Here is a 20,656-nt window from a genome sequence, read left to right as displayed (position 1 = left end):
CAGGAGGGGTTTGATGGCTGAGCAGATCTCCACGTTCCTGATGTTCGAGGGCAGGGCCGAGGAGGCGATGAACTTCTACGTGTCGCTCTTCGACGACGCAGAGGTCGTCTCGATCACTCGGCACGGCGCGGAAGGTCCAGGCCCCGAGGGGTCGGTGATGACCGCGGTGTTCACGCTCGCGGGGCAGCGGCTCATGTGCAGTGACAGCTTTGTGCAGCACCAGTTCACCTTCACTCCGTCGGTGTCGCTGTTCGTCGACTGTGCGGACGAGGCCGAGCTCGACCGGCTGTACGCCGCCCTGTCCGAGAAGGGCGGGGTGCTGATGCCGCTCGGGGAGTACGGCTTCAGCCGGAAGTTCGGATGGGTCAACGACCGCTTCGGGGTCTCATGGCAGGTCAATCTGCCCGCCTAGGTCTGGCCGGACTAGTGGCGCCTGATCAGCAGTCCGCCGGCCAGCATCAGGGCTGCCGTCGCGCCGACTATGGCGGCGGCCGTCCGCTCGCCGGCTCGGGACGTGTCGTGTGGCGCGTCGGCACGCTCGGCGCGCGGGCTTGGTTCAGGTGGCGGAGCTGCCGCCCGGGGTGGCGGATCTGGGCTGAGTGGAAGTAGGCGGACCGGGCGGTCGGGGACCAAGGTGAGGGGGTTGAGGTACTGCTTGCCCTGGATGAGGCCCCAGTGCAGACAAGTCGCGGGTCTGCAATGCGAGCCGGCGGCAGAGAGATGGCCGATCAGGGTGCCAGGGGTCACGGCGGTCCCCACCGCCAGCGCCGGGACGACCGGCTCATAGGTCGTACGGCGAGGGCCGGTCGAGACCGTGACCACGCCGCGTCCCGCGAGCGGACCGGCGTACGTGATGGTGCCGGTGGTCGCCGCGAGGACGGGTTGGCCCGGGGTGCCGGCCAGGTCGACGCCGCGATGGCCCGGGAGCCAGGGTTTGGCCGGGAGTTCGAAGCCGTGCACGACCTGTGGTCGTGGCTGGAGAGGCCACGCCGGTAGCACCGGCGGGGCCGCCGTGGCGGGTGGGGTGGTTCCGAGAGTCAGCGCGGCTGTGGTCAGGGTCAGGAGGATGAGCTTCATACCCTGGAACATGCCGTCGGGATGGGCGGTTGCGGACAGTGAGTTCGCGGCCTGTGGACAACCGGTGGCCGGTTCGCCTTCGGCGGGGCTGGTCCCGTACACTTCCGGTGGCGTCCCATGTGAGTGGGACGACTACGCATGCCCGCACAACAGCGCGTTTCCCTCGGTCCCGGGACCTCCCGGGTGGGTTCGTGCGACGGGCATCAGGAGCGGCGGGCCACCCGGTTCGGCGCGAGACAACCGAGAACAGCGCCCGCGCGAGCAGCCGGGCGCGACAGGAGGAACACCCTCATGGCCGTCGTGACCATGAAGCAGCTCCTTGAGAGCGGCGTGCACTTCGGGCACCAGACCCGGCGCTGGAACCCGAAGATGAAGCGCTACATCCTCACCGAGCGCAACGGCATCTACATCATCGACCTGCAGCAGTCGCTGTCGTACATCGACCGCGCCTACGAGTTCGTTCGTAGCACGGTCGCCTCCGGCGGCGCGATCCTGTTCGTCGGCACCAAGAAGCAGGCCCAGGAAGCCATCGCCGAGCAGGCGACCCGGGTCGGCATGCCGTACGTGAACCAGCGCTGGCTGGGTGGCATGCTCACCAACTTCCAGACCGTGAACAAGCGGCTCCAGCGGCTCAAGGAGCTGGAGCTGATCGACTTCGACGACGTCGCGGCCTCCGGTGTCACCAAGAAGGAGCTGCTGCAGAAGCGGCGCGAGCACGACAAGCTGCTGAAGACCCTCGGCGGTATCCGCGACATGGCCCGGGTTCCGGCCGCCGTGTGGATCGTGGACACCAAGAAGGAGCACCTCGCGGTCGACGAGGCGCGCAAGCTGAAGCTGCCGATCATCGGCATCCTGGACACCAACTGCGACCCGGACGAGGTCGACTTCCCGATCCCGGGCAACGACGACGCGATCCGTTCGGTCGGCCTGCTGACCCGCGTGGTCGCCGACGCCGTCGCCGACGGTCTGATGTCGCGTGGTGGCCAGGGCGCTGCCGCGGCCGGCGAGGAGCTGGGCGCCGAGGAGCCGCTGGCCGCCTGGGAGCGGGAGCTGCTGGAGAGCCAGAACGGCACCACCGAGGCCAAGGCCGCTGACGCCCCGGCCGCTGCCGAGGCCCCGGCTGCCGAGGTCCCGGCTGCCGAGGTCCCGGCTGCCGAGGCTCCGGCTGCCGAGGCTCCGGCCGCTGAGGCTCCGGTTGCCGAGGCCCCCGCCGCGGAGGCCCCGGCCACCGAGGTGCTGACCGAGCCGATCGCGACCGACGCCGTCGTGGTCGAGGGGACCGAGTCCGAGGCCAAGGCCGAGGAGACCCCGAAGGCCGACGAGGCCTGACAGCCACGGATGCCGCCCGGTCCGCCGGGCGGCACCCCGCTGCGCCGCATGGTCCGCAACCGGGCCTGCCCCGCTCATCCAGCCGCATCGACAAGACGAGAGAACGAGGAATGGCGAACTACACCGCCGCTGACGTGAAGAAGCTCCGCGACGCCACCGGCGCGGGCATGATGGACGCGAAGAAGGCGCTCGAGACCACCGACGGCGACTTCGAGAAGGCGATCGAGGAGCTGCGCATCCACGGCGCGGCCAAGGCCGCCAAGCGGGGCGCCGAGCGCTCCGCCACCAACGGTCTGGTGGCCGCGGCGGAGAACGCGCTGGTCCAGCTCAACTGCGAGACCGACTTCGTCGCCAAGAACGAGCAGTTCCAGCAGCTCGCCGCCGACATCGTCGCGCACGCCGCCGCCAGCAAGGTCGGCGACGTCGAGGGCCTGCTGAGCGAGAAGCTGGCCGACGGCAAGTCGGTCGCCGAGAACATCGAGGCCCTGGCCGCGGTCATCGGCGAGAAGCTCGAGCTCGGCAAGGTCGCCGTGTTCGACGGCCAGGTGACGGCGTACATGCACAAGCGCGCCGCGGACCTGCCGGCCCAGGTCGGCGTGCTGGTCGAGTTCGAGGGCGACAACGTCGAGGCCGCTCGCGGTGCCGCCATGCAGGCCGCCGCGATGCGCCCGCTCTACACCACCCGCGACGAGGTCCCGGCCGAGACGGTCGAGAACGAGAAGCGGATCGCCGAGGCGACGGCCCGCGAGGAAGGCAAGCCGGAGCAGGCCCTGCCGAAGATCGTCGAGGGCCGGGTGAACGGGTTCTTCAAGGATGTCGTGCTGCTCGAGCAGGCGTCGGTCCAGGAGAGCAAGAAGTCCGTGAAGGCCGTGCTCGACGAGGCCGGTGTGACCGTGAAGCGGTTCGCCCGCTTCGAGGTCGGCGCCTGATCGCAGGAAAAGCACAGTTCTTCATCGACGAGGAGGCCGGAATCGTGACGGAAACCCTGGGTACCGAGACGAGTCCGGCCTCTTCGCCGTTCGCGCCCGCCTACCATCGGGTGCTGCTGAAGCTCTCGGGTGAGGTGTTCGGCGGCGGCAAGCTCGGCGTCGACCCCGACGTGGTGAACTCGATCGCCAAGCAGATCGCCGAGGTGGCCCGGTCCGGTGTCCAGGTCGCGGTCGTGGTCGGTGGCGGCAACTTCTTCCGCGGCGCCGAGTTGCAGCAGCGCGGGATGGAGCGCAACCGGGCCGACTACATGGGCATGCTGGGCACGGTGATGAACTGCCTGGCGCTGCAGGACTTCCTGGAGAAGCTCGGGATCGAGACCCGGGTGCAGACCGCCATCACGATGGGCCAGGTCGCCGAGCCGTACATCCCGCGCAAGGCCGAGCGGCACCTGGAGAAGGGCCGCGTGGTGATCTTCGGCGCCGGCTCCGGCATGCCGTACTTCTCCACCGACACGGTCGCCGCCCAGCGTGCGCTGGAGATCGGCGCCGAGGCGCTGCTGATGGGCAAGCAGGGCGTGGACGGGGTGTACGACTCCGACCCGAAGAAGAACCCGGACGCGGTGAAGTTCGACCAGCTGTCGTACGACGACTTCCTGGCCCGCGGCCTGCGGGTGGCCGACGCGACCGCGATCAGCCTGGCCCGCGACAACGCGCTGCCGATCGTGATCTTCGGGCTCGAGGAGGGCAACATCGCCCGGGTCGTCCACGGCGAGAAGATCGGCACCGTCGTTTCCCCGGGCCAGTAGCCCCAGGTACGCCGTACGCGCCCGTACGACTAGGATCGTTCGACACGGGTGGATGTCCGTTATCTGGTAAACCTGCGTTCGTAGGGTTCCTGTGTTCGTTGGTTGGAGTGGCCGCGCCGAGGCGGCCCTGAGGAAGCGAGGAATGTCGTGATCGACCAAGCTCTCCGCGAAGCCGAGCAGAAGATGGCGAAGGCCGTGGAGGTCGCGAAGGACGACTTCGCCGCGATCCGCACCGGCCGGGCGCACCCGCAGATGTTCGCGGGCATCCTGGCCGACTACTACGGCACGCCGACGCCGCTGCAGCAGCTGGCCGGTTTCCAGGTGCCGGAGCCCCGGACCGTGCTGATCTCGCCGTACGACAAGGGTGCGATGACGGCGATCGAGAAGGCGATCCGCGACTCGGACCTGGGTGTGAACCCGGGCAACGACGGCGCGGTGATCCGGGTGGTGATGCCGCAGCTGACCGAGGAGCGGCGCAAGGAATACATCAAGGTCGCCAAGACCAAGGCCGAGGAGGCCAAGGTCTCGGTCCGCAACATCCGCCGGCACGCGATGGATCAGGTGCACAAGACCGTCAAGGACGGCGATGCGGGCGAGGACGAGGGCAAGAGTGCTGAGAAGCGCCTCGACGGGTTGACGAAGAAGTACGTCGACTCGATCGACGAGCTGCTCAAGCACAAGGAAGCCGAACTGCTCGAGGTGTGATGGGCGTCGAGAGCACGCCCGCGCCGAGTCCCAGCCCGAGCCGCGCCGGGCGGAACCTGCCTGCGGCGATCGCCGTGGGTGTCGGCCTCGGCGCGCTGATCCTCGGATCGCTGTTCTGGCAGAAGGTGCTGTTCACCGTCCTCGTGCTGGCGGTCGTACTGATCGCCGTCGACGAGATGATCAAAGCGCTGCGGACCGGCGGGGCGATCATCCCGCGGGTCCCGCTCTTCGTCGGTACGACGGCGATGCTGCTGTCGGCGTACTTCGGCGGACCGATGGCGCTGCTGGTCGCGCTCGCGCTGACCGTGCTCGGGACGATCTTCTGGCGGGTGCCGGGCGGGACGGTCGGGTTCGTGCGGGACGCGAGCGCCGGGGTCTTCCTGATCGGCTACGTGCCGCTGCTGGCCGGGTTCGCGATCCTGCTGGTCCAACCAGAGGTGGACGGCCCCGAGCGGGTGGTCACGTTCTTCCTGGTCGTGGTCGCCAGTGACGTCGGCGGTTACGCGGCCGGTGTTCTGTTCGGCAAGCACCCGATGGCGCCGACGATCAGCCCGAAGAAGTCCTGGGAGGGCTTCGCGGGCTCGGTGCTCGCCTGCATCGGAGCCGGTATCGCCTCGGTCGTCTGGCTGCTCGACGGGGACTGGTGGGCCGGTGCGATCGTCGGTGCGGTCGCGGTGCTGACTGCCACGGTCGGCGACCTCGCCGAGTCGATGATCAAGCGCGACCTGGGCATCAAGGACATGTCGAACCTGCTGCCCGGGCACGGCGGCGTGATGGACCGGCTGGACTCGTTGCTGGCGACGGCGCCCGCGGTCTGGCTGGTGCTGCATCTCCTGGTGAAGCCATGACGGTCGCACCGGACGGACGGTCCCTGGTGGGCGGCGTCGTACGACTGGACCGGCTGCGGGACAGCGACATCGAGGAGCTGTACGCCGCGATCGGCAACGAAGAGGTGTACGCCGGGGGATTCGGCGGCGGTCGTGGGCCCGAGAGCGCGGAGGCGATGCGGGCCGCGTGGATTCCGGCTGCGGCGAAGCGGTTCGCCTACGCGGTGCGGTTGGTTGCCGACGGCACGGTTGTCGGTACGTCGAGCCTCGGGGACGTCGACCTGGTCAACGAGAGCATCCACCTCGGCTGGACCGGCTACGCGCCGGCGGTCTGGGGTACGGCGGTCAATCCGGCGACGAAGCTGCTGTTACTCCAGCATGCCTTCGAGGACTGCGGATTCGGCCGGGTGAAGATCCAGACCGGCTCGAAGAACACCAGGTCTCAGGCAGCCATCGCGAAGCTCGGTGCGACGCGTGAGGGCGTGCTGCGCCGGCACAAGAGACTGGCCGACGGCTCGTTCCGCGACACTGTCGTGTTCTCGATCCTGGCCGATGAGTGGCCTGAGGTCCGCAAGGGCCTAGAGGCGCGCATCAACCGGTAGCGCCAGCTCCGCGAGGGCGGCGTACGACGCCAGCAAGTCAGCCCGGTCGTAGGTGTTGGTCGTGATCAACACTTCGTCGACGGCGGTACGGCGTACCAGACCGCCGAGTGCTGCGTCGACCTCGTCAGGCGTGCCGTAGATCTGGCCACGGAGACCGTTCTCGAAGAACTCTTGCTCGCGAGCGGTCATCTCGGGTGGAACGTCCGGCTGCAAAGGCGGGAACACGCCACGCGTGCGTGAGTACGCGCTGGCCCATGCCTCGGGCAACAGGATCTGCCGGGCAGCTTCGGTGGTGTCCGCGACCGCGGCGGTGACGGCGAGGATCACGTAGGGCTCCAACGCCCAGGCTGATGGTTGGAAGCTCGTGCGGTACTGGTCGAGGGTCTCGAGCACCTGAGACTCGGAGCGAGCGGCGAGGACCACCGGCAGGCCCAGAGATGCTGCGATCGCGGCGCCTTCGCCGACCGCCAGGATGAACGGTGGGATGTGCAGACCTTCGCCTGGGCGGGCGTGGACCTGGTTCTGCTGGGTGCCGGCGAGATACGCCAGCAGTTCGCGGACCTGGGCGGCGAAGTCTTCGGTCGCATCCTTCTCGACGCCCAGGGCACGACGGATGCCGTTCGTGAAGCCGACTGATCGGCCGAGGCCCATGTCGATGCGGCCCGGGTACAGCGACTCCAGCACTCCGAACTGCTCGGCCACCACGAGCGGCCGGTGGTTCGGCAGCATCACACCGCCGGTGCCGACGCGGATGCGACTAGTACGGGCGGCCACTGCCGCAGCCAGCACTGTGGGAGCGGAGCCGACCACTCCGGGGACACTGTGGTGCTCTGACACCCAGAAACGCTTGTAGCCAAGCTCTTCGACCTGCTGAGCCAGCTTGACGCTTGCACGCAGTGTCTCGGCTTCCGTCTCACCTACTCGCGTCCGCGAGCGGTCCAGCACGGATATGGGAACGCCGGAGAGTGCAGCCATGATGCAGAGTCCAACGGGCGCGGCAGAACCGTCATTCCCCCAGCAGGGCCTGAAGATCCGACCGGAAGCGTTTCCCGTCGCGCAGGGGAGCGAGGAATTCGCGCTCGACCTCGAGCCGGATCCGTTCGGCCGTGGCGTAGGTGGATTCGCCCAACTCGGTCAGCGCGACTACGTTGCGGCGCCGGTCCTCGGGGCTCCGTCGGCGCTCCACGAATCCTCGGTCCTCCAGGCCGTCGATGAGGTCGCCGATCGAGGTCCGGTCGACGCGGAGCCTGGATGCGACCTCGAGCTGTGACAGCGGCTCGCCGGACGCGACTGCGGACAGCACGGCCAGATCGCGGCCGTTCAACCCGTGCGGGGCCAGCGCCTTGGTCTGCGCCTCGGTCAGCCGCGCCAGGACGTGTTTGAGCAGATACCCCAGCCGGTCCGACACCATACGAGCAAATCTACCGGCAACCTGATCGTCAGGAGAGCTGATCATCAGTTATCCTGATGATTATGGAACTGTCTTTCGGTCTGAAGACCACCCCGATGCATGTCCCGTACGCCGACATCCAGCGCGTTTGGCTGGAGGCCGACGAGGTTCCGCAGCTCCGTGACGCCTGGCTCTGGGACCACTTCCTGCCGCTGGTCGGCCCCAAGGACGGCGACGTGCTCGAAGGCTGGACGCTGCTCACCGCGCTGGCCGCACAGACGACCCGGCTCCGGCTCGGGCTGCTAGTCACCAGCAACCGCATCCGCCCGCCGGCGGTGCTCGGTAAGATCGCCAGCACGCTGGACGTGATCTCTGGTGGGCGGCTGATCATGGGTCTGGGTGCCGGCGGTACGCATCAGCCGGCCGGTACGGGCGGCATCCCGGGCCCGAACCCGGCCGTTGCGGAGTACGCGGCGTACGGCCTGACGCTCGTACCGCCAGGGGAGGGCGTGGATCGGCTGCGCGAGACGATCGAGATCCTGCGCGGGATGTGGACGCAGGACGTCTTCGACTTCCACGGCCGGTACTACACGCTCGAGGAGAACCGGAACGAGCCGAAGCCGATCCAGCGACCGGGTCCGCCGCTGCTGATCGGCGGCTGGGGCAACCGGATGATGAGGCTCATCGCGGAGTACGCCGACATCTGGAACATCGCCGGCCCGCCGCACAACGACTTCGACGTCCTGACCGATCGCGTACGGCGGCTGGACGCGGAGTGCGCGCGGATCGGCCGCGACCCGGGCACGATCAGCCGGTCACTGCAGCAGATCGTCTCGTACGACGATCCGGCGTCGACCCGGGCGATCGTGCACCGCGCCGCCGGACTGGGGTTCGATCACATCGTGCTGTCGCTGCCGAGGCCGTATCCGGAGCGGGCGGTGCGCTGGCTGGTCCGGGAGATCATCGAGCCCGTGGAGGAAGCTGCCGCCTGACCTTTCGAGCTGGGTGGAAAGGGTTGGAGAATAGTCGTCGCCAACATCGTTGCCCCGGCCAACAACCACCCGCCGGGCTACCCGAACTACACGATCTACCACTACTTCACCGTGATCGGGTACGACTCCGGTGACCTGACCGTGCTGATCGCCGACCCGGCCGGCTTCGCCCCGACAGCGACGTACTGGCTCACCTTCAACCAGCTCGCCACCCTGATCCCGCCGAAGGGCCACTCGGCCTGAAGACGCCCCTCGTCACGGCGATACCGTTGTCGCCGTGACGAGGGAACCGCGGTTGGAGATCGAGTACTGCACGCAGTGCCGGTGGTTGTTGCGGGCGGCCTGGACCGCGCAGGAGTTGCTGACCACCTTCCCGAAGGAGCTCGGGGAGGTCGCGCTGATTCCGGGCACCGGTGGCGTCTTCGAGGTGCGGCTGGACGGGGAGACGTTGTGGTCGCGCAAGGCGGAGGGTGGATTCGCCGAGATCCCCACGCTGAAGCAGTTGGTGCGTGACCGGATCGCGCCGGACCGCAAGCTCGGTCACTCGGATCGCAAGGAGCCGGCCGCCGAGAGCTGACCGGGTCTGTGATTCTGGGCACGTGGGGGATGTGAATTTGTGAATGTGGTCGGCGGCAAGGGACAATCGGGGATGTTATGACTACCTCCCTTCCTCTTGTCTTCGATGAGCCGCGCCGTGCCAAGAAGCCGCCGCGGCATCTGGCCGACCTCACCGGGGAGGAGCGGCGTACGGCGGTCGCCGCGCTGGGGGAGCCCGCATTCCGGGCCAAGCAGCTGTCGAACCACTACTTCTCCCGGCTGGTGTCCGACCCGGCCGAGATGACCGACCTGCCGGCCGCGACCCGCGACAAACTGGTCGCGGAGCTGATGCCGCCGCTGCTGACCCGGGTGCGCGACCTGGAGTGCGACAACGGGGAGACCCGCAAGACGCTGTGGAAGCTGCTCGACGGCTCGCTGGTCGAGTCCGTCCTGATGCGGTATCCGGGTCGCACCACCATGTGCGTGTCCTCGCAGGCCGGGTGCGGGATGGCGTGCCCGTTCTGTGCGACCGGCCAGGCCGGACTGACGCGCAACATGACCACCGCCGAGATCGTCGAGCAGGTCGTCGACGGTGCGCGGGCGCTGTCCCGCGGTGAGATCGCCGGCGGGCCGGGACGGGTCAACAACATCGTGTTCATGGGCATGGGCGAGCCGATGGCCAACTACAAGGCCGTGATCGGCGCGGTGCGGCGGTTCACCGACCCGTCGCCGGAGGGCCTCGGGATCTCGGCGCGTGGTGTGACCGTGTCGACGGTCGGGCTGGTGCCGCGGATCAACCAGCTCGCGACCGAGGGGATCCCGGTCACGCTCGCACTGTCGCTGCACGCGCCGGACGACGAGCTGCGGGACGAGCTCGTGCCGATCAACAACCGCTGGAAGGTCGACGAGGTCCTCGACGCCGCCTGGGCGTACGCGCGGCAGACCAAGCGCCGGGTGTCGATCGAGTACGCGATGATCCGCGACATCAACGACCACGCCTGGCGGGCCGACCTGCTGGCGGAGAAGCTGCGGGCCCGCGGCGACTGGGGTTGGGTGCACGTCAACCTGATCCCGCTCAACCCGACCCCCGGTTCCAAGTGGACCGCCTCCGACCCGGCCGACGAGCGCGAGTTCGTCCGCCGCCTCGAGGCCGGCGGCATCCCCACCACCGTCCGCGACACGCGCGGCCAGGAGATCGACGGCGCCTGCGGCCAGCTCGCCGCCGCCAACAAGTGATCAGCAGCCGCTGAGGATCTTCGCCAGGGCGGTTGGTTGGGAGAACATCGGCCAGTGGCCGGTGGGGAGCTCGACCAGGTCCCAGGTCGGGGACTCGAGGTGCTTGGCCACGTCGGATGACGGGGTGGCGCCGTCCAGCAGGCACTTGATGTAGGTCGTCGGGAGCTCGGTGATCGGGCGGGTGACGACAGCTGGCTCGGTGATTGCGCGGCCGGGGTGTGGGGTGCTGCGGGAGACGATCGTGGCGATGACCTCGTCGGAGAGGTCCTGGTCGGCGTAGTCCTCGGCGGTGAGTGGCGGCCAGAAACCGCCGGACGCGGTCAGCTGCTCCTGAACCCAGGCGCGGCCTTCGTCGGACCAGCCGTCGACGAACGACTTCCCATCCGTCGGGATGTTCGAGTCGACGTACACCACCCGCCGCAGCCGATCACCGATCCGCCCGGCCGCCTGACCGACCGGGATCCCGGAGTAGCTGTGGCCCGCGAGTACGACGTCCTGCAGGTCGTTGTCCTCGATGACCGCCACGATGTCGTCGACATGTTGCTGCTGACCGGCGTCCGGACCACGCCGCTCGGCGACCCCGCTCAGCGTCACCGGGTAGACCCCATGCCCGTCCGCACGCAGGGCCGCGGCCACCTCGTCCCACGCCCACCCACCGAGCCACGCCCCAGGCACCAACACGAAGTTCATCATGCCGGGGACCGTAAACCACGCCACCGACAGTTCAGCCGACGAGGGCAGCGGCCTCGTCGATGGTGTCGACCAGCTGGATGGAGCGGGCCATCGGGCGGTCGGAAGCGAGGGTCTGCAGGAGAGGCCAGACGGGTAGCTTCACGGTCCAGTGGTCGATGCCGACGAGGATGAGCGGGATCTGGGTCGCCGGGTCGCCGTAGTAGTTGGGGGTGACGGCCTGGAAGACCTCCTGCACGGTGCCGGCCGCGCCGGGCAGGTAGATGATGCCGCCACGTGCCCGGCTGAGCAGGACGTCCTCACGCTGCGCGTTGGAGAAGTACTTCGCGATGGCCGACGCGAACACGTTCGGCGGCTCGTGGCCGTAGAACCACGTCGGGACGGACACACCACCGTCGCCCGGGAACTCACGCCGTACGTCGAGACCCGCGGCAGCCCACGCGGCCACAGAGGGTTTGAACGACGGTACGCGCGCTAGTGCGGCGAGTGCACGGGCGATGGCGGCGTCGTCGTATTCGGAGAGTGACGCACCGAGGTTGGCGGCCTCCATTGCACCGGGGCCGCCGCCGGTGACCACCATGCGCTTGCGGCGAGCGAGCGTACGACCGAGGAGCACAGCGGCTCGGTAGCTGTCGTCGCTCCGGAGTACGCCGTGGCCGCCCATCACACCCACCCAGGGCTCGTTGCCGGGCAGATCGTCGAGAGCATCGCCGATGGCGTGGTCGTGGAGGGCCGCGGCGAGGGTCCGGCTGGTGTCGCCCTTCTCGTCGTGTTGCCGGGACCACGCGTAAATCCGGGCGTCCGGTGTGGCGTCGTACCCGTGCTCGAGGCCGGCGTACAGCTCCTCGGCGTCGTACAGCGTGCCGCGGTAGGCGTCGAAGGGGAGGGACGGGATGGCGGGGAAGACGAGTCCGCCGCCGTCGCGAATCCAGCTGTCCGCCTTCTCCTCCAGCAGGCAGCCGAGGAACAGGGCGCCCATCGGGCGCAGGCCGAGCAACTCCGCCGTCCGTCCGGTCAGATCGACCGACTGCACCCGCCACCCATCCATCGAGGTGGCCCCGGCGGCGACGATCCGGTCGAAATGCTCCAGGGACTCGATGTCCACATGCGGAATGCTCGGCATTGTCACGGAGAGCACCCTAACCGCGATAGACGTGCACTATGAGTTGAGGTAAAGGTTGGACATGACACATGCGGAGCTCTGGGAGCGTCACAAGGCCGTCATGCCGGACTGGCTCGCGTTGTACTACGAGGAGCCGATCGAGATCGTGGAGGGAACGGGTCGCCGGGTCACCGACGGTGAGGGCGCCACCTACCTCGACTTCTTCGCCGGCATCCTGACCAACGCGATCGGCTACGACATCGCGGAGATCTCCGACGCGGTGCGCGAGCAGCTCGGCAGCGGGATCGCGCACACCTCGACGGTGTACCTGATCCGCAAGCAGATCGAGCTGGCCGAGCAGATTGCCGAGTTGTCCGGCATCCCGAACGCCAAGGTCTTCTTCGCCAACTCCGGCACCGAGGCGAACGAGACGGCGCTGCTGCTCGCCACCCAGAACCGCCGCTCCAACCAGGTGCTGGCGATGCGGAACTCCTATCACGGCCGCGCCTTCGGGACCGTCGCGATCACCGGCAACCGCGGCTGGTCCGCGAGCAGCCTGTCCCCGGTGAACGTGCAGTACGTGCAGGGCGCGTACCGGTACCGCAGCCCGTTCCGCGACCTGCCCGACGCGGACTACATCAAGGTCTGCGTCGACGACCTGCGCAACGTCATCGAGACCACCACCGCCGGCGACGTCGCCTGTCTGATCACGGAGCCGATCCAGGGCGTCGGCGGGTTCTCGTCACCCCCGGACGGCTTGTACGGCGCCTTCAAGGAGGTGCTCGACGAGTTCGGGATCCTCTTCATCTCCGACGAGGTGCAGACCGGGTGGGGGCGGACCGGTGACCACTTCTGGGGGATCCAGGCGCACGACGTCGTACCGGATGCCATGACGTTCGCGAAGGGGCTCGGCAACGGGTTCGCGATCGGCGGCGTGGTCGCCCGGCCCGACCTGATGGACAGCATCAAGGCGAACTCGCTGTCGACCTTCGGCGGCAACCCGATCTCGACCAGCGCGGCGAAGGCGACCATCGACTACCTGCTCGACCACGACCTGCAGGCGAACGCGGCCAAGCGCGGCGCCCAGCTGGCCGACGGACTGCGCGGCATCTCCGAGGAGTTCCCCGAGCTCGGCGACGTCCGCGGCAAGGGTCTGATGCTGGCCGCCGAGATCGTGAAGCCGGACGACAACAGCCCCGACGCCGCCACGACCGCCAAACTCCAGCAGGAGACCAAGAACCGGGGCCTCCTGGTCGGCAAGGGCGGCCTCTACGGCAACGTCCTGCGGATGGCCCCACCGATGACCCTGACCGAAGACGAAACCGCCGAGGCCCTGGAGATCATCCGAGACTCCTTCAACACCCTCCGCTGACCAGAGAAGAGCCCCTCCATCGAGGGGCTCTTCTCTTCGTCGCTCAGATCGGCGGGATGGCGCCGGCTGCCGCGGTGGCGACGGCGGTCTGGTCGATCTGGTCGGGGGCGATGGGGCCCCCGGCGGAGCGGCCGCGGCGGCGCGTCAGGCCTTCGACCCACTGGGCGAGCCGGCCGAGCAGGTAGTTCAGGATCACGAAGATCGCGCCGACGACGATCAACGCCGGAAGCAGGTTCGACTTGTAGTTGCCGATCTGCTCCGCCTTCCGGAGCAGTTCCTCGTACGTGATGATGTAGCCGAGCGCGGTGTCCTTCAGGATCACCACCAGTTGCCCGACGATGGCCGGCAGCATCGCGGTGATTGCCTGGGGCAACAGGATCAGGCGCATCGTCTGCCCGCTGGTCAGGCCGATCGCTTTGGCCGCCTCTTCCTGCCCCTTCGGCAGGGAGTAGACGCCGGAGCGGACGAGTTCGGCGACCACCGCGCCGTTGTACAGCGTGAGGCCGGTGACGACCGCGGCCAGGGCGAGCCGATCCGGCGGGACCACCTCGTAGTTGGCGTACAGGGCGTAGGTGAACAGCATCATCAGCAGCACGGGCACCGAGCGGAAGAACTCGACGATCACGCTGCAGGGCCACCGGATCCACGCCGCGAGCGACAGCCGCCCGATACCCAGCAGCGTCCCGAAGACCAGCGCCAGGACGACCGAGATGGCGGCCGCGGTCAGCGTGCCGATCAGGCCGGGGATCAGGTACTGGGTCCAGATCTCGCCGGTCAGGAACGGCTTCCACTTCGCCGCGGTGAGCTGCCCCTTCTCGTTGAACTTGGCGAGGACGAACCACAACACCAGGACCAGCACGACGATGCTGCCCACGCCGACGGCGGCGTACAGGCGCTTGGCCCGCGGGCCGGGCGCGTCGAACAGAACGCTGCTGTTGCTCATCGCTTCACCGCCAGGCGCTTGGACATCGAGGTGAACAGCACGCCGACCGGCAGCGTCAGGATGACGAAGCCGACCGCGAAGATGCCGAACACCACGAAGATCACGTCCGGCCGGTTCTCCATCATCACCTTCATCACCGCGGAGGCCTCGGTGACACCGATGACGGAGGCAACCGTCGAGTTCTTGGTCAGGGCGATCAGCACGTTGCCCAGTGGGGCGATCGCACCGCGGAACGCCTGCGGGAGTACGACGTACCGCAGCGTCTTCAGGAACGGCAGGCCGATCGCTCGCGCCGCTTCGGCCTGGCCCAGCGGCACGGTGTTGACACCGCTGCGGATCGCCTCGGCCACGAACGACGCGTGGTAGACCGACAGGCCGAGGACGGCGAGCCGGAAGTTGTTGTCGGTGATGAAGGTGTCCGAATCCTTGTTCGCCAGCGAGACGCCGAGCTGCAGGAACAGCCCGAGGTTGCAGAACACGATGACCAGGGTCAGCGGGGTGTTCCGGACGATGTTCACGTAGGCGGAGCCGATCACTTGCAGCACCCGGACGGGGGAGACCCGCATCACCGCCACCCCGGTGCCGATCAGCAGCGCGAAGAACGCCGACAGCAGCGTGAGGTAGATGGTCGTCCAGAAGGCTTGCAGACCGTCGTACTCGACGAAGAACTCCGAAATCACGTCCATGTTTCTCCAGCTGGGAACGAGGTGGAGATCAGCACGCCGGGGAGAGACCGCGCGAGCGGCCTCTCCCCGGCGATGTCAGATCAGGCGCAGGCGTCGAAGGTCTTCGGCGGGTTCGTCGCCGGGTCGAGCTTCAGCCCGGACGGACCCAGGTTCTTGTCGAAGGCCTTCTGCCACTCGCCGGAGTCCACCATCTTCTTCAGCGCGTCGTTGACCTTGGTGCAGGTCTCGGTGTCGCCTTTCTTCAGGCCGACGCCGTACCGCTCGGTCGAGAACGTCTTGCCGACCACCTTGAACTTGCCCTTGTTCGCCTCCTGCGAGGCGTAGCCGGCCAGGATGGTGTTGTCGGTGGTCACCGCGTCGATCGCGCCGGCGCCGAGGGCCTCCACGCACTTGGAGTAGGTGTCGTACTCCTGCAGTTGCACGGTGCTGGCGAACTTGTCCTTGACCTTCTGCGCCGAGGTCGAGCCGGTCACCGAGCACAGCTTCTTGCCGTTCAGCGTCTCCGGACCGGTGATATCGGTGTTGTCGGCCTTGACCAGCAGGTCTTGACCGGCGGTCAGGTACGGACCGGCGAAGGACACCTTCTCCTTGCGCTTGTCGGTGATCGAGTAGCTCGCGAAGATCATCTTGACCTGGCCGTTGGCCAGCAGCGTCTCGCGCTGGGCCGACGGGGACTCCTTGAACGTGATGTCCTCGTTGTAGCCGAGCTCCTTGGCGACGTACTTCGCGACGTCGACGTCCATGCCGGTGTAGTTCGCGCCTTCCTTCAGGCCGATACCAGGCTGGTCGAACTTGATGCCGATGGTGACCTTCTCACCACCGCTGGAGCCCGAGCTGTTGCTCGAGTCGTCGCCGCAAGCGACCAGTCCGGTCGCAGCCAGGCCCGCGATGCCGAGGGCAGCGATGATTCGCATTGTCTTTTTCCTCCGTTGTTCGGTACTGCTTGGGAACGGCGCGAGGGGTCAGTGGGTGAGGATCTTCGAGAGGAAGTCCTGCGCCCGCCTGGTCTGCGGATCGGTGAAGAACTTCTCCGGCTCGGCTTCCTCGACGATCTGACCGTCGGCCATGAAGACGACCCGGTTGGCCGCCCGGCGGGCGAAGCCCATCTCGTGGGTGACCACGACCATCGTCATGCTCTGGCCGGCCAGGTCGACCATCACGTCGAGGACCTCTTTGATCATCTCCGGGTCCAGGGCCGAGGTCGGCTCGTCGAACAGCATCACCTTGGGATCCATCGCCAGGGCGCGAGCGATCGCCACCCGTTGTTGCTGACCACCGGACAGCTGCGCCGGATACTTGTCGGCCTGGGCGGTGACGCCGACCCGCTCGAGCAGACCGCGAGCCTTCTCGTCCGCCTCGGCCTTGGACAGACCGCGCACCTTCGTGGGACCGAGGGTGACGTTCTGCAGGATCGTCTTGTGCGCGAACAGGTTGAACGACTGGAACACCATGCCGACGTCGGCGCGCAGCTTGGCCAGGGCCTTGCCCTCGCTGGGCAGCGGCTGCCCGTCGAGGGTGATGCTGCCCTCGTCGATCGGTTCCAGCCGGTTGATCGCGCGGCAGAGCGTGGACTTTCCGGACCCGGACGGACCGATCACCACGACGACCTCGCCCTTGGCGATGGACAGGTTGATGTCCTTCAGGACGTGCAGCTCGCCGAAATGTTTGTTGACCCCGGTCAGCGCAACCAGACCGGTTTTCGTCAAGGTACCGGAATCGCTCATGGCCCAGAACCTAGCGGAGCCTAGGGTGCGGTCGCAGCGCTGGGCGGTTCCACGGTGGTAACGATCTGCAATAACCGGCGCGTACTGTGATGGAAGCCTCACAGGCTGTCCATCTGTATTACCACCCGATGTGAACCGATCAGGCGAGGGCCGTCAGGTGACGATTCCGTAGTCGCGGATCTTGCGGTAGATGGTCGCCCGTGACATCCCCAGCGCGGCGGCCGCGGCCTGCTTGTCGCCGTCGTACATCGAGAGCGCGTCGACGATCGCGTCCCGCTCCAGCGCCTCGATCGGCGTCAACTGCCGACGGGTCGTGGCCCGGCACTCGGGTGGCAGATCTGCCAGCTCGACCACGCCGGACCGGCGTCGCTTGGCGACCGCGGTGAGGGCGGCGCGCAGGTGGGTGATGTTGCCCGCCCACGGCAGCCGCATCAACTGGTTCATCGTCGTGGTGGAGAAGGTCAGGCCGCTGACGCCGGCCTTGGCCAGCAGCGATCGGACCAGTGCCGGAATGTCTTCGAGATGGTGCCGTAGCGGAGGTACTTCGACGGTCCTGGGGAAGAACGCCAGCAGTTGGTCGGCGATCTCGGACCGGTCCGCCGGCAGGGTGAGCGCGACCCAGGCGTCCCCGGCGATCGCGCCGTCGCGGACGCTCTGCAGTACGTCGGTCAGGCCGTAGAGGACCTCGCCGGTCAAGAGGTTGGCCCGCCGGATGATCAGGTCGGAACCGGATTCCAGTTCGGCCCGGGCCTCGGCCGGCAGGTCGTCGCCGGTCACCGCGGGATCGAGAACGGCCAGCCGCCGGTCGGGGGACACGTGCCGGCGGACCGCGCGCAGCAGGGACAGCTTGCCCGCGCCCGGTTCGCCGTCGGCGATCAGCCACTCGGACCGGCGGCACGCGTCCAGCATCTCCTGGGTGACGTGCTGCCAGACCGCGCTGGACCCGGTCGTGCCAGGAACCAAGGGGGCGCGGGCGGGTTGCTGACTGCGGGCCGGTGGCCGTTGCTCCTTGATCTGGATGACGCCGCCGGCCAGGGTGTCGCCGAGGAAGGTCGGCCGGTAGGCCAGCCGGGCGGTCGTCCCGCTGGGCAGGTCGGTCAGGATCACCAGCGGCTTGGTGCCACCCCGGGCGTCCCGGGTGCGGTCGATCAGCGCCGCTTGGTCGACGGCGTCGAACCGGGCCTGCGCGTAGGCGTTCATCATGAACACTTCGTCCCCGAGCGCGAGCACCGGGCCGCCACTGTGCCGGCAGGCGGCGTAGTAGTCGCTCAGCAGCGCGTGGTCGAGCGCGTTCGCCTCCTCGACGACCCGTTCGTGGATCCGCCGGGCCGCGAGCTTGGCGAACGACAGCAGGATCGAGTTCGAGTTCCGGGCCTGGGTGGTGATGTCCAGTACGCCGAGCAGGCCGCCGGTGACCGGATGGGTGATCGGCGCCCCGGCGCAGGAGAACATCCGCAGCTTGTCGTTGTAGTGCTCGGGCCCGTGAATCAGGATCGGGCCGCCCACCTCGAGCGCCGTACCGATCCCGTTGGTCCCGACCTCGGACTCGGCGTACCGGAATCCGGGCGCGAGGTCGACGGAGTCCAGCCGCCGCAGCAGGGACGGGTCGCCGCCGCGGCGGTCGAGGACGACGCCCTTCGCGTCGGTCAGGATGATGCAGACCGGCTCGTTGGTGAGCTCCGACGACAGCGCGTCGATGACCGGCCGGGCGGCCCGCATCAGCGTGGTCTCGCGGTCGATCCGGTCGAAGTACTTCGGGGCGGGGCGGTCAACGTCCACCTGAGATGCGTGTGAACGCTCCCATGAGACCCGGATCGGATCCCGGACCGGCAGTGCAGCGCTCATGGGTCGCCTCCTTCACGTCCGTCACCAGCGGAGTTCCCACCACGGTAGCCGCCCCGTGTGTGACCGCCATCTCACATTGAGACACGGACGCCGCCCCCGGACGGCTTTCATCCCTTCTTAACGCAGCCCGCCGTACCGCAGGAGCCGGGCCGAGAGCCGGCTCCCGATCATGGAGGCAGACATTGAGTAGGCAGAGTCTCACCAAGGCGCACGCCAAGATCACCGAACTGTCGTGGGAACCGACCTTCGCGACCCCGGCGACCCGGTTCGGCACCGACTACACGTTCGAGAAGGCGCCGAAGAAGGACCCGCTGAAGCAGATCATGCGGTCCTACTTCCCGATGGAGGAGGAGAAGGACAACCGCGTGTACGGCGCCATGGACGGCGCGATCCGCGGCAACATGTTCCGCCAGGTGCAGCAGCGCTGGCTGGAGTGGCAGAAGCTGTTCCTGTCGATCATCCCGTTCCCGGAGATCTCCGCCGCCCGGGCGATGCCGATGGCGATCGACGCCGTACCGAACCCGGAGATCCACAACGGGCTCGCGGTGCAGATGATCGACGAGGTCAGGCACTCGACGATCCAGATGAACCTCAAGCGCCTGTACATGAACAACTACATCGACCCGGCCGGGTTCGACATGACCGAGAAGGCGTTCGCGAACAACTACGCGGGCACCATCGGCCGGCAGTTCGGCGAGGGGTTCATCACCGGTGACGCGATCACCGCCGCGAACATCTACCTGACTGTGGTCGCGGAGACCGCGTTCACCAACACGCTGTTCGTGGCGATGCCGGACGAGGCCGCGGCCAACGGCGACTATCTGCTGCCGACCGTCTTCCACTCGGTGCAGTCCGACGAGTCGCGCCACATCAGCAACGGCTACTCGATTCTGCTGATGGCCCTCGCCGACGAGCGCAACCGGCCGCTGCTCGAGCGCGACCTGCGCTACGCGTGGTGGAACAACCACTGCGTCGTGGACGCGGCGATCGGGACCTTCATCGAGTACGGCACGAAGGACCGCCGCAAGGACCGGGAGAGCTATGCGGAGATGTGGCGCCGGTGGATCTACGACGACTACTACCGCAGCTACCTGCTGCCGCTGGAGAAGTACGGCCTCACGATTCCGCACGACCTGGTCGAGGAAGCCTGGAAGCGGATCGTCGACAAGGGCTACGTGCACGAGGTCGCGCGGTTCTTCGCCACCGGCTGGCCGGTGAACTACTGGCGGATCGACGCGATGACCGACAAGGACTTCGAGTGGTTCGAGGAGAAGTACCCAGGCTGGTACTCGAAGTACGGCAAGTGGTGGGAGAACTACAACCGGCTCGCCTACCCCGGCAAGAACAAGCCGATCGCCTTCGAGGAGGTCGGGTATCAGTACCCGCACCGCTGCTGGACCTGCATGGTGCCGGCGCTGATCCGCGAGGACATGGTGGTCGAGAAGGTCGACGACCAGTGGCGCACGTACTGCTCGGAGACCTGCTACTGGACCGACGCGGTCGCCTTCCGCGGCGAGTACGACGGCCGCCCGACACCCAACATGGGACGCCTGACCGGCTTCCGTGAGTGGGAGACCCTGCACCACAACAAGGACCTGGCCGACATCGTCCAGGACCTCGGGTACGTGCGTGACGACGGCAAGACGCTGATCGGCCAACCGCACCTGGACCTGGACGACCCGAAGAAGATGTGGACCCTCGACGACGTCCGCGGCAACACGTTCATGAGCCCGAACGTGCTGCTGAACGAGATGTCCGACGCCGAGCGCGAGGCCCATGTGGCGGCGTACAAGGCCAACGGAACCAAGCCCGCGGCCTGACGCGATGAGCTGTCTCGTCTGGCACTGAATCCACCGAGCATCAG

23 protein-coding genes are annotated in these 20,656 nt (G+C 67.8%); 13 read left to right on the top strand and 10 right to left on the bottom strand.

Annotated elements, in window-relative coordinates:
* The first annotated feature begins 13 nt into the window (after window positions 1-13).
* Entirely contained in the window at window positions 14-412 is a 399-nt protein-coding gene (locus OG555_RS41625) for a VOC family protein (RefSeq protein ID WP_329479520.1), read from the top strand.
* 11 nt (window positions 413-423) lie between these two features.
* Here the strand turns inward: OG555_RS41625 and OG555_RS41620 are convergent, their stop codons facing one another.
* Window positions 424-1,077: a M23 family metallopeptidase gene (locus tag OG555_RS41620; RefSeq protein WP_329479518.1), complete on the bottom strand. Its 654-nt coding sequence runs from the start codon at window positions 1,075-1,077 to the stop codon at window positions 424-426.
* A 291-nt stretch (window positions 1,078-1,368) separates the two neighbouring features.
* On the opposite strand from OG555_RS41620, the gene rpsB reads away from it, so the two are divergent.
* The 6 genes from rpsB to OG555_RS41590 all read left to right on the top strand — a co-directional run bounded on the left by rpsB (window position 1,369) and on the right by OG555_RS41590 (window position 6,275).
* On the top strand, window positions 1,369-2,406 hold the full coding sequence (gene rpsB / locus OG555_RS41615; RefSeq protein ID WP_329479516.1) for a 30S ribosomal protein S2: 1,038 nt from the start codon (window positions 1,369-1,371) through the stop codon (window positions 2,404-2,406).
* Between the two features lie 110 nt (window positions 2,407-2,516).
* Window positions 2,517-3,335: a translation elongation factor Ts gene (gene tsf, locus OG555_RS41610; RefSeq protein ID WP_329479514.1), complete on the top strand. Its 819-nt coding sequence runs from the start codon at window positions 2,517-2,519 to the stop codon at window positions 3,333-3,335.
* A gap of 44 nt (window positions 3,336-3,379) precedes the next feature.
* Window positions 3,380-4,141: a UMP kinase gene (gene pyrH, locus OG555_RS41605; protein ID WP_329479512.1), complete on the top strand. Its 762-nt coding sequence runs from the start codon at window positions 3,380-3,382 to the stop codon at window positions 4,139-4,141.
* A gap of 150 nt (window positions 4,142-4,291) precedes the next feature.
* Window positions 4,292-4,846, top strand: coding sequence for a ribosome recycling factor (gene frr, locus OG555_RS41600; protein ID WP_329484939.1), 555 nt, complete (start codon window positions 4,292-4,294; stop codon window positions 4,844-4,846).
* Window positions 4,846-5,694, top strand: coding sequence for a phosphatidate cytidylyltransferase (locus OG555_RS41595; RefSeq protein WP_329479510.1), 849 nt, complete (start codon window positions 4,846-4,848; stop codon window positions 5,692-5,694). Before frr ends, OG555_RS41595 begins: the two co-directional genes overlap by 1 nt.
* A complete protein-coding gene (locus OG555_RS41590) occupies window positions 5,691-6,275 on the top strand; it encodes a GNAT family N-acetyltransferase (protein ID WP_329479508.1) in 585 nt (194 codons plus the stop codon). Before OG555_RS41595 ends, OG555_RS41590 begins: the two co-directional genes overlap by 4 nt.
* Here the strand turns inward: OG555_RS41590 and OG555_RS41585 are convergent.
* Window positions 6,252-7,250, bottom strand: coding sequence for an LLM class flavin-dependent oxidoreductase (locus OG555_RS41585; RefSeq protein WP_329479506.1), 999 nt, complete (start codon window positions 7,248-7,250; stop codon window positions 6,252-6,254). The genes OG555_RS41590 and OG555_RS41585 overlap by 24 nt on opposite strands.
* Before the next feature lie 31 nt (window positions 7,251-7,281).
* Window positions 7,282-7,686 (bottom strand): MarR family winged helix-turn-helix transcriptional regulator, encoded by a 405-nt coding sequence (locus OG555_RS41580; protein WP_329479504.1) that lies wholly within the window; start codon window positions 7,684-7,686, stop codon window positions 7,282-7,284.
* A 62-nt stretch (window positions 7,687-7,748) separates the two neighbouring features.
* On the opposite strand from OG555_RS41580, the gene OG555_RS41575 reads away from it, so the two are divergent.
* The 4 genes from OG555_RS41575 (at window position 7,749) to rlmN (ending at window position 10,430) form a co-directional block, all read left to right on the top strand.
* A complete protein-coding gene (locus OG555_RS41575) occupies window positions 7,749-8,657 on the top strand; it encodes an LLM class flavin-dependent oxidoreductase (RefSeq protein ID WP_329479502.1) in 909 nt (302 codons plus the stop codon).
* Between the two features lie 111 nt (window positions 8,658-8,768).
* Window positions 8,769-8,900 (top strand): hypothetical protein, encoded by a 132-nt coding sequence (locus OG555_RS41570; protein ID WP_329479500.1) that lies wholly within the window; start codon window positions 8,769-8,771, stop codon window positions 8,898-8,900.
* A gap of 34 nt (window positions 8,901-8,934) precedes the next feature.
* Window positions 8,935-9,234: a SelT/SelW/SelH family protein gene (locus tag OG555_RS41565; RefSeq protein ID WP_329479498.1), complete on the top strand. Its 300-nt coding sequence runs from the start codon at window positions 8,935-8,937 to the stop codon at window positions 9,232-9,234.
* A gap of 77 nt (window positions 9,235-9,311) precedes the next feature.
* Window positions 9,312-10,430, top strand: a complete 1,119-nt coding sequence (gene rlmN / locus OG555_RS41560) for a 23S rRNA (adenine(2503)-C(2))-methyltransferase RlmN (protein ID WP_328519484.1) — start codon at window positions 9,312-9,314, stop codon at window positions 10,428-10,430.
* Here the strand turns inward: rlmN and OG555_RS41555 are convergent, their stop codons facing one another.
* A complete protein-coding gene (locus OG555_RS41555) occupies window positions 10,431-11,123 on the bottom strand; it encodes an alpha/beta fold hydrolase (protein ID WP_329479496.1) in 693 nt (230 codons plus the stop codon).
* 31 nt (window positions 11,124-11,154) lie between these two features.
* Window positions 11,155-12,243: an LOG family protein gene (locus OG555_RS41550; protein ID WP_329484938.1), complete on the bottom strand. Its 1,089-nt coding sequence runs from the start codon at window positions 12,241-12,243 to the stop codon at window positions 11,155-11,157.
* Between the two features lie 61 nt (window positions 12,244-12,304).
* Between OG555_RS41550 and OG555_RS41545 the strand changes: the two genes are divergently transcribed.
* Entirely contained in the window at window positions 12,305-13,594 is a 1,290-nt protein-coding gene (locus OG555_RS41545) for an aspartate aminotransferase family protein (RefSeq protein ID WP_329479495.1), read from the top strand.
* A 43-nt stretch (window positions 13,595-13,637) separates the two neighbouring features.
* Here OG555_RS41545 and OG555_RS41540 read toward each other — a convergent pair whose 3' ends face one another.
* The 5 genes from OG555_RS41540 to OG555_RS41520 all read right to left on the bottom strand — a co-directional run bounded on the left by OG555_RS41540 (window position 13,638) and on the right by OG555_RS41520 (window position 18,792).
* Window positions 13,638-14,537: an amino acid ABC transporter permease gene (locus OG555_RS41540; RefSeq protein WP_329479492.1), complete on the bottom strand. Its 900-nt coding sequence runs from the start codon at window positions 14,535-14,537 to the stop codon at window positions 13,638-13,640.
* Window positions 14,534-15,223 carry an amino acid ABC transporter permease gene (locus tag OG555_RS41535; RefSeq protein ID WP_329479490.1) on the bottom strand — a complete coding sequence of 230 codons (690 nt, stop codon included), beginning with the start codon at window positions 15,221-15,223 and terminating at the stop codon, window positions 14,534-14,536. The genes OG555_RS41540 and OG555_RS41535 overlap by 4 nt, the downstream gene beginning before the upstream one ends.
* 80 nt (window positions 15,224-15,303) lie before the next feature.
* Window positions 15,304-16,137, bottom strand: coding sequence for a glutamate ABC transporter substrate-binding protein (locus OG555_RS41530; protein WP_329479488.1), 834 nt, complete (start codon window positions 16,135-16,137; stop codon window positions 15,304-15,306).
* 48 nt (window positions 16,138-16,185) lie between these two features.
* Window positions 16,186-16,947 carry an amino acid ABC transporter ATP-binding protein gene (locus OG555_RS41525; protein ID WP_329479486.1) on the bottom strand — a complete coding sequence of 254 codons (762 nt, stop codon included), beginning with the start codon at window positions 16,945-16,947 and terminating at the stop codon, window positions 16,186-16,188.
* Between the two features lie 153 nt (window positions 16,948-17,100).
* On the bottom strand, window positions 17,101-18,792 hold the full coding sequence (locus tag OG555_RS41520; RefSeq protein WP_329479484.1) for a sigma-54-dependent Fis family transcriptional regulator: 1,692 nt from the start codon (window positions 18,790-18,792) through the stop codon (window positions 17,101-17,103).
* Window positions 18,793-18,974: 182 nt separating this feature from the next.
* Between OG555_RS41520 and OG555_RS41515 the strand changes: the two genes are divergently transcribed.
* Entirely contained in the window at window positions 18,975-20,612 is a 1,638-nt protein-coding gene (locus OG555_RS41515; RefSeq protein WP_329479482.1) for a hypothetical protein, read from the top strand.
* Window positions 20,613-20,656 lie beyond the last annotated feature (44 nt).

It is taken from the genome of Kribbella sp. NBC_01484 (genome assembly GCF_036227145.1).
Lineage (GTDB): Bacteria > Actinomycetota > Actinomycetes > Propionibacteriales > Kribbellaceae > Kribbella.
Note: the sequence above shows the minus strand (reverse complement) of the source record. Positions and strands in the feature narration are given on the sequence as shown.